The 12,645-nt window shown below is 66.6% G+C and carries 13 protein-coding genes; 7 read left to right on the forward strand and 6 right to left on the reverse strand.

Features of this window, described 5'->3' with window-relative positions; translation table 11 throughout:
- Nucleotides 1–10 precede the first annotated feature (10 nt).
- Genes MBENS4_RS04175 through MBENS4_RS26385 form a run of 3 tightly spaced genes read left to right on the forward strand, consistent with a single transcriptional unit; the run spans nt 11 to nt 2,231 of the window.
- Nucleotides 11–412 carry a metallopeptidase family protein gene (locus MBENS4_RS04175; RefSeq protein WP_039388969.1) on the forward strand — a complete coding sequence of 134 codons (402 nt, stop codon included), beginning with the start codon at nt 11–13 and terminating at the stop codon, nt 410–412.
- 44 nt (nt 413–456) lie between these two features.
- Nucleotides 457–1,776, forward strand: coding sequence for a metallophosphoesterase (locus MBENS4_RS04180; protein WP_242404768.1), 1,320 nt, complete (start codon nt 457–459; stop codon nt 1,774–1,776).
- On the forward strand, nt 1,773–2,231 hold the full coding sequence (locus tag MBENS4_RS26385; RefSeq protein ID WP_242404769.1) for a 5'-nucleotidase C-terminal domain-containing protein: 459 nt from the start codon (nt 1,773–1,775) through the stop codon (nt 2,229–2,231). The genes MBENS4_RS04180 and MBENS4_RS26385 overlap by 4 nt, the downstream gene beginning before the upstream one ends.
- A gap of 15 nt (nt 2,232–2,246) precedes the next feature.
- On the opposite strand, the gene MBENS4_RS04185 is transcribed toward MBENS4_RS26385, so the two are convergent.
- Genes MBENS4_RS04185 through lgt form a run of 3 tightly spaced genes read right to left on the reverse strand, consistent with a single transcriptional unit; the run spans nt 2,247 to nt 4,712 of the window.
- A complete protein-coding gene (locus tag MBENS4_RS04185) occupies nt 2,247–2,765 on the reverse strand; it encodes a DUF2306 domain-containing protein (RefSeq protein WP_039388970.1) in 519 nt (172 codons plus the stop codon).
- Complete coding sequence (locus tag MBENS4_RS04190) at nt 2,749–3,813, reverse strand: class I SAM-dependent methyltransferase (protein ID WP_039388972.1); 1,065 nt, start codon at nt 3,811–3,813, stop codon at nt 2,749–2,751. Before MBENS4_RS04190 ends, MBENS4_RS04185 begins: the two co-directional genes overlap by 17 nt.
- Nucleotides 3,810–4,712, reverse strand: a complete 903-nt coding sequence (lgt, locus tag MBENS4_RS04195; RefSeq protein ID WP_039388974.1) for a prolipoprotein diacylglyceryl transferase — start codon at nt 4,710–4,712, stop codon at nt 3,810–3,812. Before lgt ends, MBENS4_RS04190 begins: the two co-directional genes overlap by 4 nt.
- A 230-nt stretch (nt 4,713–4,942) precedes the next feature.
- On the opposite strand from lgt, the gene MBENS4_RS04200 reads away from it, so the two are divergent.
- The 4 genes from MBENS4_RS04200 to MBENS4_RS04210 all read left to right on the forward strand — a co-directional run bounded on the left by MBENS4_RS04200 (nt 4,943) and on the right by MBENS4_RS04210 (nt 9,874).
- The gene (locus MBENS4_RS04200; protein WP_039388975.1) at nt 4,943–7,705 is read left to right on the forward strand and encodes a [protein-PII] uridylyltransferase; all 2,763 of its coding nucleotides are present in this window, start codon (nt 4,943–4,945) and stop codon (nt 7,703–7,705) included.
- Between the two features lie 131 nt (nt 7,706–7,836).
- A complete protein-coding gene (locus MBENS4_RS04205) occupies nt 7,837–8,748 on the forward strand; it encodes a patatin-like phospholipase family protein (RefSeq protein WP_242404770.1) in 912 nt (303 codons plus the stop codon).
- The gene (locus MBENS4_RS26390) at nt 8,679–9,008 is read left to right on the forward strand and encodes a DUF3734 domain-containing protein (protein ID WP_242404771.1); all 330 of its coding nucleotides are present in this window, start codon (nt 8,679–8,681) and stop codon (nt 9,006–9,008) included. Before MBENS4_RS04205 ends, MBENS4_RS26390 begins: the two co-directional genes overlap by 70 nt.
- An 83-nt stretch (nt 9,009–9,091) precedes the next feature.
- Nucleotides 9,092–9,874 carry a 3-hydroxybutyrate dehydrogenase gene (locus MBENS4_RS04210; protein ID WP_039388977.1) on the forward strand — a complete coding sequence of 261 codons (783 nt, stop codon included), beginning with the start codon at nt 9,092–9,094 and terminating at the stop codon, nt 9,872–9,874.
- A gap of 63 nt (nt 9,875–9,937) precedes the next feature.
- Here MBENS4_RS04210 and MBENS4_RS04215 read toward each other — a convergent pair whose 3' ends face one another.
- The 3 genes from MBENS4_RS04215 to MBENS4_RS04225 all read right to left on the reverse strand — a co-directional run bounded on the left by MBENS4_RS04215 (nt 9,938) and on the right by MBENS4_RS04225 (nt 12,634).
- Entirely contained in the window at nt 9,938–10,240 is a 303-nt protein-coding gene (locus MBENS4_RS04215) for a hypothetical protein (protein WP_144400843.1), read from the reverse strand.
- Nucleotides 10,237–11,565 carry a glutamate--tRNA ligase gene (gene gltX / locus MBENS4_RS04220; RefSeq protein ID WP_039388981.1) on the reverse strand — a complete coding sequence of 443 codons (1,329 nt, stop codon included), beginning with the start codon at nt 11,563–11,565 and terminating at the stop codon, nt 10,237–10,239. Before gltX ends, MBENS4_RS04215 begins: the two co-directional genes overlap by 4 nt.
- Nucleotides 11,566–11,641: 76 nt before the next feature.
- Nucleotides 11,642–12,634, reverse strand: a complete 993-nt coding sequence (locus MBENS4_RS04225; RefSeq protein WP_039388983.1) for a glutathione S-transferase family protein — start codon at nt 12,632–12,634, stop codon at nt 11,642–11,644.
- Nucleotides 12,635–12,645 lie beyond the last annotated feature (11 nt).

The following is a 12,645-nucleotide window of genomic DNA, read 5'->3' on the forward strand; positions in this document are numbered from 1 at the left end:
GACACCGGCCATGCCCCATCGCATCGGACCCGCCCCGAGCCCCGCGCAGTTCGAGGCGATGGCGCTGGCTGCCTTCACCCGCATCCCCGCCCCCTTCGCAGAGCACCTCGAGGGCATCACCGTCCACATCGAGGAGTTTGCCGATGCCGAGACGCTGCAGGCCGTCGGCCTTAGCGAGCCGTTCGACCTGACCGGCCTCTACCACGGCCATCCGCTGGGCGATGAGAGCATCTGGACCGGCGGGGAGCTGCGCCCACGCATCACCCTCTACCGCCAGCCGCTCCTCGCCGAATGGTGCGAGACGGGGGTGAACCTCGAAGACCTTGTCACCCATGTCGTCATCCACGAGGTCGGCCACCACTTCGGCCTTTCCGACGACGACATGCACGCGCTCGAAGCCGGCGCGCGTTGAATTTTCGTCACTTTCCCGTCATCGTCCCACTGGATAGAAGCCCCATGACCCGCCTTTCGACGCGCACGCGTGCGCTGTGCGCCGCCGCCCTTCTCGCCCCGCTGCTGGCCGCCTGCGCCACGCCGCAGGGGACTTCTGTCTCCTCCCCGAAGACGCAGCCCCCGGTCGAGGTCGGCATCCTCGCCTTCAACGATTTCCACGGCAACATCGCCGCTCCCAAGGCCACGGTCAGCTGGCCCGACGGTCAGGGCGGTACGGTCAAGGTCCCGGCGGGCGGCGCAGCCCATCTGGCAAGTGCGCTCGATGCCCTGCGCGAGGAATTTCGCTATTCCGCCACCGTCTCGGCGGGCGATCTCATCTCGGCCTCGCCGCTTGCCTCCTCGCTCTTCCTCGACGAGCCGAGCATCGGGGTGATGAACCGCATCGGGCTCGACTTCAACGCGGTGGGCAACCACGAATTCGACCGGGGCCGGGCTGAACTCCTGCGCGTCCAGAACGGGGGCTGCGAGAAGAACACCCAGCGCGAGCCCTGCCAACTCGAACAGTTCGCAGGCGCCAACTTCCGCTACCTTTCGGCCAGCACTTACACCGAGGACGGCACCACGCTGTTCCCCGCGACCGGCCTCAAGAGCTTTGGCGAAGGTGCCGCGAAAGTGACGCTGGGCTTTGTCGGACTGACGCTCAAGGGCACGCCCTCGCTGGTCTCGCCCGGCGGCATCGCGGGGCTGACCTTCGGCGACGAGGCCGAGGCGATCAACCGTGCAGTCCCGGTCCTGCGCCGTGAAGGAGCCGATGCCGTCATCGTCCTCATCCACCAGGGCGGCGCGCAGGCCGACACCTCCGATCCCAACGCCTGCGACGGCTTTACAGGCGACATCCAGCCCATCCTCGACAAGCTTGATCCCAAGGTCGATGTCGTGATTTCCGGGCACACCCACCAGGCCTACATCTGCGAGATGCCGCGCGAGGGCGCCGCCCCGCTCCTCCTGACGAGTGCGGGGTCCTACGGGCGCATGGTGACGCGCCTGACGCTCGACATCGACCCGGCTTCCGAGCGTGTCGTGTCCGCCCACGCGCGCAATCTTCCCGTGCAGTCGGAGGGCTACACGACCTCGCGCGGGGACGTTGCCCAGACCGATCTCGTCCCTGTCTATCCCGCACGCGCCGACATCGCGCAGTACGTCGGGCGCTATCTCGATGCCGCCAGCGCCTATTCCGAGCGAACGGTCGGCCATCTCTCGGGCGGTGCCCCGCGCGACTGGCCCGATGCGACAGAAGACCGCAAGGGTGGCCCGGTGGACCAGCTCATCGCCGATTCGCAGCTGGCCGCCACCCGCGCAGCGGCGCCCAGATCGCCTTCATGAACAGTGCAGGCGTGCGCGCGCCCATTGAGCCCGGCGCCGACGGCGCGGTGACCTTCGGCCAGATCTTCACCGTCCAGCCCTTTGGCAACACGCTGATGACGCGCAGCTTCACCGGGGCGCAGATCAAGGCGATCCTCGAAAGCGGCGTGGGCGCAACGCCGTCTGCCAGCGTTCTGGTGCCCTCCTCCACCCTTACCTACACCATCGACAATACGCGCCCCGCCGGAGATCGGATCACGCAGCTCGCCTTCAACGGCCAGCCGCTCGACCTCGCCGCGCGCTACCGGGTTACCGTCAACTCGTTCCTCGATCAGGGCGGGGACGGCTATGTCGGCCTGTCTGAAGGCACCGATCCCACGGTTGGCGGGCTCGATCTCGACGCGCTCGAAGCCTGGCTTTCCGCCGTGCCGGTGCGCGCGGTCCCCGAGACACCGCGCGTGCGGGTCATCGAGTAGGGCCGACCTGTCGGCTTAGCCGAACAGCCAGTGACCCAGCAGGCGGTGGAAGGGGAAGGTAAAGAAGCCCGCGATCAAGAGCGCCCCGATGATAAGCCCGCGCACCGTGCGGCGGTGGCGGTAGACATCGTGGCGCCGGGCCGCGAGGACCAGCACCGGCACCAGTACGAACGTCAGCAGCGAGAGCGCGTGGATCGGGCTGAGCTGGCCCGGCTGCTGCAGGCGAATGAAGAAGCTGTCGATCGCGGTCGCGAGCATCGCCGCACACCAGGTGTAGCCCAGCACGCGGTGCCCTTTCGTGCCGCGCGTGCGCCACAGGAGGACCGGCGTCAGGACCAGCGCGACGACGATGGTCGCAAGGTGCAGCCAGACGACGCCGGGAACCCGACCCCATTCGTCCATGCCGCGCAGGACTGCCGCAGCAACGAAGGCGAGCATGACCAACGCCAGTGCGCCCAGCAGCTTCTCAAGCTTGTCGGGCGCGGTAGAGACCAGTTCGCCCCGCGCGCGCAGCGCCTCAGAAGCTCGCGCCATCGGGCCACTCCGGCGAAGCAAGCCCCATGACCTTGAACAATGCCCCCATCTGGCCCTCCTCGATCAATCGATCCTTGGACGCATGTAAAGCGGCTTCGTGCTGGGGCGCAACCTTGGCGAGCGCGGCCGCGCGTGCCTCAATGCCCAGATCGCGCAGGAAGCGGCCCTGCGGCACCGTGCCCAGATGCTTGCAGCCGTGCGAAAGCGCGACATTGGCAAGGGTCACGAAATCGACATGGCAGGTAAGGTCGGCCTCGCCCGGCATCGTGAAAGGATCGACCTTGGTGTGGGCCCGCAGCGCCTGGAGCGTCGAGCCGGTGCGCGGCTGATCATAGCCATAGTCGATCAGCAGCGCCGCCCCGCCCTGCTGGGCGAGCCGTCCGGCCAGTTCGTAGACCGCCGCCGCGGCGCCCGGGCAAGTCTCGATCAGCGTACCTTCGGGGCTGTCCTTGAGCTCCGCCGGGATCGCCGCGTCCATCGGCTTGGTCCCCGCCACCGGCAGGAAGCGCCCGTCCTGAAAGTCGACGCAGCGCTCGCGCCAGCCATCGGCCATGCGCACCAGCTGGCGTACAGGCAGCGCGTCGAGGAACTCGTTGCCCACGACCAGCAGCGGCCCGTCGTTCGGCAGGCTCGAAAGGTCATGGTGAAAACGCGCCTGCGGGACGCCAGCCAGCTGGATGTCCTTGAGCGTGGTCGATGTCTCCACGAAGTGCACGCGCGGCTCCAGGCCATAGCGCTTCATCGCCCGCAGCGCGTCCTTGGCCAGTGTCCCGCGCCCAGGGCCCAGCTCGACATAGTGGACGTCGGGATCGCGCCCGGCGCGGATCCAGATGTCAGCCAGCCACAGCCCGATCAATTCGCCGAACATCTGGCTGATCTCGGGCGCGGTGATGAAGTCGCCAGCGCTGCCCAGCGGGTCCTTGCCCGCATAGTAGCGCGCGTTCGCCTCGCCCATGTAGTGCTGGAGCGTAATCGGTCCGTAGTTGGCGATCAGGCGCTGGAACATGCTGGCCAAGCTCTCGCCGTCCAGGTTCGCCCCCCCGGTCATTGGCCCGCCTTGGTGCTCGGTGCCGTGCCCAGAGCCGGACGTGCCAGCGCCCGCCCGACCAGGCCAAGACCCAGCAGGATGAGCGGGATCGTCAGCCACTGGCCCATCGAAAGGCCGGTCTGGTGCGCAAATTCGGCCAGCTGCGCATCGGGTTCACGGTAGAACTCGACAATGAAACGCGCGCAGGCAATGCCGGTCACGAAGACCCCGACAAGGAGCCCCGGACGGAACCGCGCGCGGCTCTTCCAGAACAGCGGCAGCATGATGAGGATCAGCATCAGGCCCTCCAGCCCGGCTTCGTAAAGCTGGCTGGGATGGCGCGCGAGCTGGTCGGGCGCATCGGGAAAGACCATCGCCCAGGGCACCTCGGGTCCGGCCACGCGGCCCCAGAGCTCCCCGTTCACGAAGTTCGCAAGACGTCCGAAGAACATGCCGAAAGGCACGCAGACAGAGACATAGTCCGCGACCCGCACAAGACTGAGCGCATTGCGCCAGGCCACGAAGGCCATGGCCAGCGTAACGCCGATAAGCCCGCCGTGGAAGCTCATGCCCCCGTGCCAGAGCTTCACCATCTCGCCCGGGTGCAGCCAGAGGCTGGGAATGCCGGTATCGCCGCCGGTATAGAACGTCGCGTAGCCCAGCCGCCCGCCCAGGATCACACCCAGTGTGCAGTAGAAGAACAGGTCATCGACATGGCGCTGCGCCATCGGCGCGCCGGGCTCGCGGATCATGCGGCTGATGTGCCAATAGGCCAGCAGCAGACCGGCGAGATAGGCCAGCGAGTAATAGCGCAGGGTAAAGAAGCCCAGGTCGATGCCATTCTTGAGGCCCAGATTGACCCAGTAGATCGGTTCGTGCGCCTGCGTGGCGACAGCGGCGGCCAGAGTTGTCAGAGACAAGTGCCTTGGACCCTTTTTCGATTCGTCAGGTAGCGCGGGGCCCTTTCTTCCGCGCAAAAGCGCACGGGATCGGGCCATTTGGCTGCCTTCTGGCATAGCCGCCCCTTTGATGGTAGTCGCGATTTGAAACCAGACCTGCAAAAATCGCAGCACCACGGGAGAAGTTCGGCGCACATGATGCCTTGTGCCGACTTCCTCTTGTCGTTTGCGACGTTTAGAAGCTTCCCGTCATGAGTGTCATTCGTATCCCTTCCCCGCGTTCCGTGATCGACCGGCGCGAACTCGTCCAGACCATCGACAAGCTGGTGGCGGCCTATGGTCCGGCCAAGTCCCGGCAGTTCGTGGTCGAGACCATGCGCACCGCGCTTGCCGAGGGGCGTGCGGAGATCGAGAGGCGTCTCACCGAGAAGCCGTCTGCCGGGCACGAGATCGCCGAGGCGCAGGCCTTCCTCACCGACCAGCTGCTGCGCGTCATGCACGACCACGTGGTCAAGCACGTCTACCCCGCGGTCAACCGTTCCAAGGGGGAGCGGCTGTGCTTCATGGCGGTGGGCGGCTACGGGCGCGGCGAGATGGCGCCGCACTCGGACGTCGACATCGCCTTCCTCACCCCCATGAAGCACACGCCCTGGTGCGAGCAGGTCATCGAGGCGATGCTCTACTTCATGTGGGATCTGGGGCTGAAGGTCGGCCACTCCAGCCGCTCGCTCGACGACATGGTGCGCATGTCGAAATCCGACCTCACCATCCGCACTGCGATGCTGGAGGGGCGCTACGTCTGGGGCGATCAGGACGTCTACGAGGAGGCGCAGGCCCGCTTCTGGCGCGATGTCGCGCAAGGAACCGAGCGCCAGTTCGTGGTCGAAAAGCTGGCCGAGCGCGACGAACGCCACAAGCGCATGGGCGACAGCCGCTACGTGGTCGAGCCCAATATCAAGGAGGGCAAAGGAGGCCTGCGCGACCTTCACACGCTCTACTGGATCGGCAAGTACCTGCACCACGTGCGCGATCCGGGCGAACTGGTCGATGCCGGGCTATTCTCCCGCAAGGAATACCTCGCCTTCCGCCGCGCGGAAAACTTCTTCTGGGCGGTGCGCTGCCACCTCCACACCATCGCCAATCGCGCCGAGGACCGCCTGACCTTCGACCTCCAGCGCGAGGTCGCGGCGCGGATGAACTACACCGACCGCCCGGGCAAGAGCGCGGTCGAGCGCTTCATGCACATGTTCTTCCTTCAGGCGAAGACGGTGGGCAGCCTGACCGGCGTGTTCCTCGCCCAGCTCGACGAGCAGTTCGCCAAGAAGCAGCCGCGCGGCCTGCTCGCCGGGTTCAAGGCGAAGGAGCGTATCGTCAAGGGCTACAAGGTCTTTGGCGGGCGCATCAAGGCGCCGTCGGACGACTGGTTCACCAAGGACCCGGTGCGCATGATCGAGATCTTCGTGATCGCCGACAAGGAGCGCCTTGAGGTCCATCCCGAAACGATGCGCCAGATCCAGCACGACGCCGCCCTCATCAAGGAGGAGGTGCGCGAGGACACGCGCGCCAACGCGCTGTTCCTGGAGCTGCTGACCAGCCGAAACGATCCCGAGACCGTGCTGCGCTGGTTCAACGAGGCGGGCGTATTCGGGCGCTTCATCACCGAATTCGGCCGCGTCAACGCGCAGATGCAGTTCGACATGTACCACCACTACACGGTCGACGAGCACACCATCCGCGCCATCGGCCTCTTGGCAAAGATCGAGCGGGGCGAACTCAAGGACGACCACCCGCTTGCCCACGACATCGTCCACAAGGTGCGCTCGCGCCGGGCGCTCTACGCCTCGGTGCTGCTCCACGACATCGCCAAGGGCCGCGGCGGCGACCACTCGATCCTGGGCTCCGAAATCGCGCTCAAGCTGTGCCCGCGCTTCGGCTTCGACGAGGAGGAGACCGAGCTCGTCTCCTGGCTGGTGCGCTGGCACCTGCTGCTCTCGGCCACTGCCTTCAAGCGCGACCTTTCCGATGCGAAGACGATCTTCGATTTCGTCGAGAAGATGGAATCGCTCGACCGCCTGCGCCAGCTGACGCTGCTCACCATCGTCGACATCCGCGCGGTGGGTCCGGGCACCTGGAACTCGTGGAAGCGCCAGCTCATCGCCGAGCTCTACAACGCCTCGGAAGAGCGCCTGCGCCTGGGCCATGCGCAGTTCGGCCGCGAACAGCGCGTCGAGGCCAAGAAGGAAGCCGTGCGCGCCCTCGCCCCGGAGAACGCGGAGCTGGTGGAAAAGGTCGGCGGCAAGCTGATCGACGCCTACTGGATCGCCGAGCCCGAGGACGTCATCGCCAAGAACCTCGCGCAGCTGCTGGCGGCCGACGACGATCCGCTCTCGATCCACACCGAATACGACCCCGCGCGCACCGCCACGCTGGTGACCGTGATCGCGTCGGACCACCCGGGCCTGTTCTACCGCATCGCGGGCGGCATCCACCTGGCTGGCGGCAACATCATCGACGCGCGCATCCACACCACGCGCACGGGCCGCGCGGTCGACAACTTCCTCGTGCAGGACCCGCTCGGGCGCCCCTTCAGCGAGGAGGCCCAGCTCGACCGGCTGCGCGAATCGATCGAGAACGCGCTTGCCAACCGCATCAAGATCCTGCCCCAGCTGGTCGCCAAGCCCGAGGTGCGCCCGCGCGCCGACGCGTTCGACGTGCGCCCCAGGGTCATCTTCGACAACGGCGCGTCCAACCGCTTCACCGTGGTCGAAGCCACCGCGCGCGACCGTCCCGCGCTCCTCAACCGGCTTGCCCACGCGCTCTTCGAGGCCAAGCTCATGGTCTATTCGGCACACATCGCGACCTATGGCGAGCGCGCGGTCGACACGTTCTACGTGACCGACCTCCTGGGCGAGAAGATCACCTCGGCCAACCGCCTCAAAGCGCTGGAACGGCGCCTTCTCGAAGCGGCGAGCGAGGCGGTGGCCGATGCCGAGGCGGAAGCGCAAGGCTCCTGAGGCGAGGTCGGCTCTCCCCGCCGATCCCGGGTCTGTGCGTGGGGCCCGCCGCCTCTCGCGCCGTTGCAACCGGACCGATCAAGGCCCATATGTTGCAACGCACCATGCCCTGATCGCGAGGGGAAGCCGCCATGAACTACCAGGATACGCCGATCCGCGCCCCTTGGGGCCCGGTTGCCAGCCGTTCCGGACGCGAGGCGGGCACCTATACCGCGCTCGTCCTGCAGGGCGGCGGCGCGCTCGGTGCCTACCAGGCCGGAGTCTACGAGGCGCTTGCCGCCGAGGACATGCGGCCCGACTGGATCTCGGGCATCTCCATCGGCGCGATCAACGCCGCGCTGATCGCTGGCAATCCCGTGGGCGAACGCGTCAAGGCGCTGCGCACCTTCTGGGAGCGGGCCTCCTCGGAACTGCTCTACAAGCTGGATGAACCCATCGGCTTTGCCCGGCGCACCTTCAACGAGGCCTCCGCGCTCTTCGCCTCGACGCTCGGCATCCCGGGCTTCTTCAACCCGCGCTTTCCGGTGCCGCTGCCCGAATGGCCCGCCGAGTTCGGCGAGCTCTCCTACTACGACACCACCCCGCTGCGCGCGAGCCTCCTCGAACTTGTCGACTTCGAGCGCATCAATAGGGGCGAGACCCGGCTCAGCGTGGGCGCGGTCAACGTGCTCAACGGCAACTTCGTCTACTTCGACAACCTGGAACGCCCGATCGGTCCTGAGCACATCATGGCAAGCGGCGCGCTGCCGCCGGGCTTTCCGCCGGTCCAGATCGAGGGCGAGTGGTACTGGGACGGCGGCCTCGTCTCGAACACGCCGCTGCAGTACGTGCTCGACAACCGCCCCGCTTGCGCAATGGAAGTCTTCCAGATCGACCTCTTCGCCGCACGCGGCGAAGTCCCGCGCACGATGGCCGACATCGCCCAGCGCGAGAAGGACATCCGCTTCTCCAGCCGCACCCGCCAGGCACCGACATGTCGCGCAAGCTCCAGGCGCTGCGCGCCGCCGCGCACCGCCTGGCCGACAAGCTGCCCGAGGAGCTGAAGGACGATCCCGACCTCGCCAAGCTGCTCTCCTGCCGCCCGGAAGGTCCGGTCGCGATCATGCACCTCATCAACCGTCCGCGCGGCTATGAAACCAATTCCAAGGATTACGAGTTTTCGCGGATGACGGTCGACGAGCACTGGCAGGCGGGCAAGGCCGACGCGATCTTTTCGCTCGAACACCCCGAATGGCTGGAGCGCGCCATCGAACCGGACGAGATCGCCACATTCGATCTTGCCTGCGAACGCGAACACGGCTGAATACGCGCACGGCAAGCGCCCAGCAGGCACCGCACAGACGGGCAGGCCCGGACGCCGACGAGATAACTGGAGAGAGCACGCACATGAAACTGAAGGACAAGGTTTGCATCGTCACCGGCGCGGCCAGCGGCATCGGCCTCGCCATTGCCCGCAAGTACGCCGAGGAAGGCGGCAAGGTGGCCATCGCCGACCTCAACCAGGAGGCCGCGCAGAAGGCTGCCGATGAAATCACCCAGACCTACGGAGCCGATGCCATGGCGGTCGCCATGGACGTGACCAGTGAAGAGCAGGTCGAAGCCGGGGTCCAGGCCGTGGTCGAGGCCTGGGGCACGGTCGACGTGCTGGTCTCCAACGCCGGCATCCAGATCGTCAACCCGATCGAGCAGTTCAAGTTCGACGACTGGAAGAAGATGCTCGCGATCCACCTCGACGGTGCGTTCCTCACCTCCAAGGCGGTGATCCCGCACATGTACAAGCAGGGCTCGGGCTCGATCATCTTCATGGGGTCGGTCCACTCCAAGGAGGCAAGCAAGCTCAAGAGCGCCTATGTCACCGCCAAGCACGGCCTGATGGGCCTCAACCGCGTGATCGCCAAGGAAGCGGGCCCCAAGGGCGTGCGCACCAACGTGATCTGCCCGGGCTTCGTGCGCACCCCGCTGGTCGAGAAGCAGATCCCTGAACAGTCCAAGGAACTGGGCATTCCCGAAGAGGAGGTGGTCAGCAAGGTCATGCTCGGCCAGACCGTCGACACCGAGTTCACCACGGTCGAGGACATCGCCGAAGTCGCGCTGTTCTTCGCCGCCTTCCAGACCAACGCACTGACCGGCCAGTCGCTGCTCGCCAGCCATGGCTGGGTGATGGAATAAGAGGAAGTATGGAGTACTGCGGACGCGGCCGCGCGAAAGGCGCTGGCTGCGTCCGCAGCCCCCTCAGGGCCGACGCAAAGGCGCCGCGCCCTCATCCTGGATCGCCACCGCGCCGCCCAACATGCGCAGCACTATCCAGGTAACCGGCAGGGCCGCCACGAAGGCCAGCGCGATCACGGCGAGGAACACGTAGCCGTCGACCAGCCCCGCGCCCAGCACGGCGACAAGACCGATCCCCATGAGGACCGTTGTCGCCAGCGAATGTACCGCCATCATCATCACGAAGCCCATCGCGTAAGTCCCTTGCGACCTGCTGACGGGCGGGAAGTAGGACGGGCCTGAAACCCCGTCCTTGACGCATGTCAAACGGCGCGCAGGCGCTCCAGCGCGGCTTCGCGGCCAATCAGGGGCAGCATCGCGCCCATGTCGGGCCCGTGCTCCATCCCCGTCAGCGCCAGACGCAAGGGGAGAAACAGCGCCTTGCCCTTGCGGCCCGTCGCCTCCTTGAGCGCGCCGGTCAGCGCCTTCCAGACGCCCGGCTCCCAGTCGAGCCCCTCCAGCACCTCGCCAGCCGTCGCGAGATAGGTGCGGTCCTCCTCGGCCAGGTCCGGCGCGGCGACGGGGCCGGTGACGACCTGCCACCAATCCGCCGCCTCGTGGACGTGAGCCAGGTTGGGGCGCACCGCTTCCCAGGCCGCCGCGTCCATTCCGTCCGGAAGACGCTCCGCCACGGCCTCGTAGGGCAGCGTGTGGACAATTGCGGCGTTGACGCGCGCCAGTTCGGTTTCGTCAAAGCGCGCCGGGGCCCGGCCAAAGCGCGAGAGATCGAAGCTCGCCGCCAAGTCCGCAAGACGCAGCGCCGGATCGACCGGATCCGAGGTCCCCAGGCGCCCCAGCAGGGCAATCAGCGCCTCGGGCTCGATCCCGTCCTCGCGCAACTGCGCCATGCCAAGCGAGCCCAGCCGCTTGGAGAGCTTGCCCTCACTGCCGACCAGCAGGGCTTCGTGAGCAAAGCGCGGAACCGTGCCGCCCAGCGCCGTGAACATCTGCACCTGCGCCGCTGTGTTCGAAACGTGGTCCTCACCGCGCAGAACGTCGGTCACGCCCATGGCGATGTCGTCGATCACCGAGGGCAGCATGTAGAGCCAGGAACCATCGGCGCGCCGAATCACCGGGTCCGACATCATCGCCGCATCGAAGGACTGGGGGCCGCGAATGCCGTCCTCCCAGGCAATCGGCTCGTCGCGGTCGAGCAGGAAGCGCCAGTGCGGAGCGTCTCCCGCCGCCACTTTCTGCGCCTTTTCCTCCTCGGAAAGGGCAAGCGCGCCGCGGTCATAGATCGGGGGCAGCCCGCGGCCCAGCAGGACCTTGCGCTTGAGTTCAAGTTCCTGCGGGCTTTCCCAGCACGGATAGATGCGGCCCTCGCCCTTCAGACGCTCGAATTCGGCTTCGTACAGGGTAAAGCGCTGCGACTGGCGTTCCTCGCCCTCGGCCGCGATGCCCAGCCAGGCAAGGTCTGCGCGGATCGCCTCCACATAGTCCTCGCGCGAGCGCGCCGCGTCGGTGTCGTCGATGCGCAGCAGGAAGCGTCCGCCCGACCGCTTGGCCAGCAGCCAGTTGTGCAGGGCCGTGCGGATGTTGCCGACGTGAAGAAGGCCCGTGGGCGAAGGGGCAAAGCGCGTGGTGGTCATAGCCCTGCGCGATTACGCGCAGGCGGGCGCGAGGTCAAAGCCCACATTGCCCGCCCGTGCGCGGCGGCGCGTCCACCTAGTCGGCAAGTCCCCCCATTCCCTCACGGCCATGCGGTGCGGCCAGGTCCATGAGCGGTCCGGCCGGCACGATTCCGGTCGGGTTGATGGTGCCGTGGCTCTGGTAATAGTGCCCCTTGATATGCCGGAAATCGACCGTCTCGGCGACGCCGGGTACCTGGTAGATGTCACGCAGATACCCAGAAAGGTTCGGATAGTCGGCAAGCGAGTGCAGGTTGCACTTGAAATGCCCCCGGTACACCGGATCGAAACGCACCAGCGTGGTAAAGAGACGAATATCGGCCTCGGTCAGAGTGTTGCCGATGAGGTAGCGGCTCGCCGAGAGGCGCGTCTCAAGCCAGTCGAGCGTGCCGAAGAGGGGATAGACCGCCTCCTCGTAGGCCTCCTGGGTGGTCGCGAAGCCGGCCTTGTAGACGCCGTTGTTCACCGTGTCGTAGATCCGCGCGTTGAAGGCATCGATCGCCTCGCGGTGCGCCTCGGGATAATAATCGCCCGGACGCGCGCCCAGATCGTCGAACGCTGTGTTGAACATACGAATGATCTCGGCCGATTCGTTGCTGACGATCGTGCCCTTCGTGCGATCCCAGAGCACCGGCACAGTCACCCGGCCCGAATAGTCGCTCTTCGCCGCCGTGTAGACCTGGTGCATGTACTGTGCATGGTGGATCGGATCGGGCACCACGCCCGGCCCTTCGGCAAAGGTCCAGCCGTTCTCGGCCATGTGCCAGTGCACGATGGAGACAGAGATCATTCCCTCCAGCCCCTTCAATGCGCGCATGATAAGCGTGCGGTGCGCCCAGGGACAGGCCAGGCTGACGTAGAGGTGGTAGCGTCCAGCTTCCGCCGCGAAACCGCCCTCGCCCGAAGGGCCGGGGCTCCCGTCGGCCGTCAGCCAGTTGCGGAACGCCGACTTCTCACGCTCGAACTTCCCCTTGTTGGCCTCGGTATCATACCAGACATCGTGCCACTGGCCGTCCACCAGCATTCCCATAACTCATCTCC

The sequence above is a fragment of the Novosphingobium sp. MBES04 genome (assembly GCF_000813185.1).
In the GTDB taxonomy this organism is placed as follows: Bacteria; Pseudomonadota; Alphaproteobacteria; order Sphingomonadales; family Sphingomonadaceae; genus Novosphingobium; species Novosphingobium decolorationis.

Bases quoted from the DNA above. Each gene is read 5' to 3' on its own strand.
- MBENS4_RS04175 (WP_039388969.1), top strand. From the start codon at position 11: ATGCCCCATCGCATCGGACCCGCCCCGAGCCCCGCGCAGTTCGAGGCG.
- MBENS4_RS04180 (WP_242404768.1), top strand. From the start codon at position 457: ATGACCCGCCTTTCGACGCGCACGCGTGCGCTGTGCGCCGCCGCCCTT.
- MBENS4_RS26385 (WP_242404769.1), top strand. From the start codon at position 1,773: ATGAACAGTGCAGGCGTGCGCGCGCCCATTGAGCCCGGCGCCGACGGC.
- MBENS4_RS04185 (WP_039388970.1), bottom strand. From the start codon at position 2,765: ATGGCGCGAGCTTCTGAGGCGCTGCGCGCGCGGGGCGAACTGGTCTCT.
- MBENS4_RS04190 (WP_039388972.1), bottom strand. From the start codon at position 3,813: ATGACCGGGGGGGCGAACCTGGACGGCGAGAGCTTGGCCAGCATGTTC.
- MBENS4_RS04200 (WP_039388975.1), top strand. From the start codon at position 4,943: ATGAGTGTCATTCGTATCCCTTCCCCGCGTTCCGTGATCGACCGGCGC.
- MBENS4_RS04205 (WP_242404770.1), top strand. From the start codon at position 7,837: ATGAACTACCAGGATACGCCGATCCGCGCCCCTTGGGGCCCGGTTGCC.
- MBENS4_RS26390 (WP_242404771.1), top strand. From the start codon at position 8,679: ATGTCGCGCAAGCTCCAGGCGCTGCGCGCCGCCGCGCACCGCCTGGCC.
- MBENS4_RS04210 (WP_039388977.1), top strand. From the start codon at position 9,092: ATGAAACTGAAGGACAAGGTTTGCATCGTCACCGGCGCGGCCAGCGGC.
- gltX (WP_039388981.1), bottom strand. From the start codon at position 11,565: ATGACCACCACGCGCTTTGCCCCTTCGCCCACGGGCCTTCTTCACGTC.
- MBENS4_RS04225 (WP_039388983.1), bottom strand. From the start codon at position 12,634: ATGGGAATGCTGGTGGACGGCCAGTGGCACGATGTCTGGTATGATACC.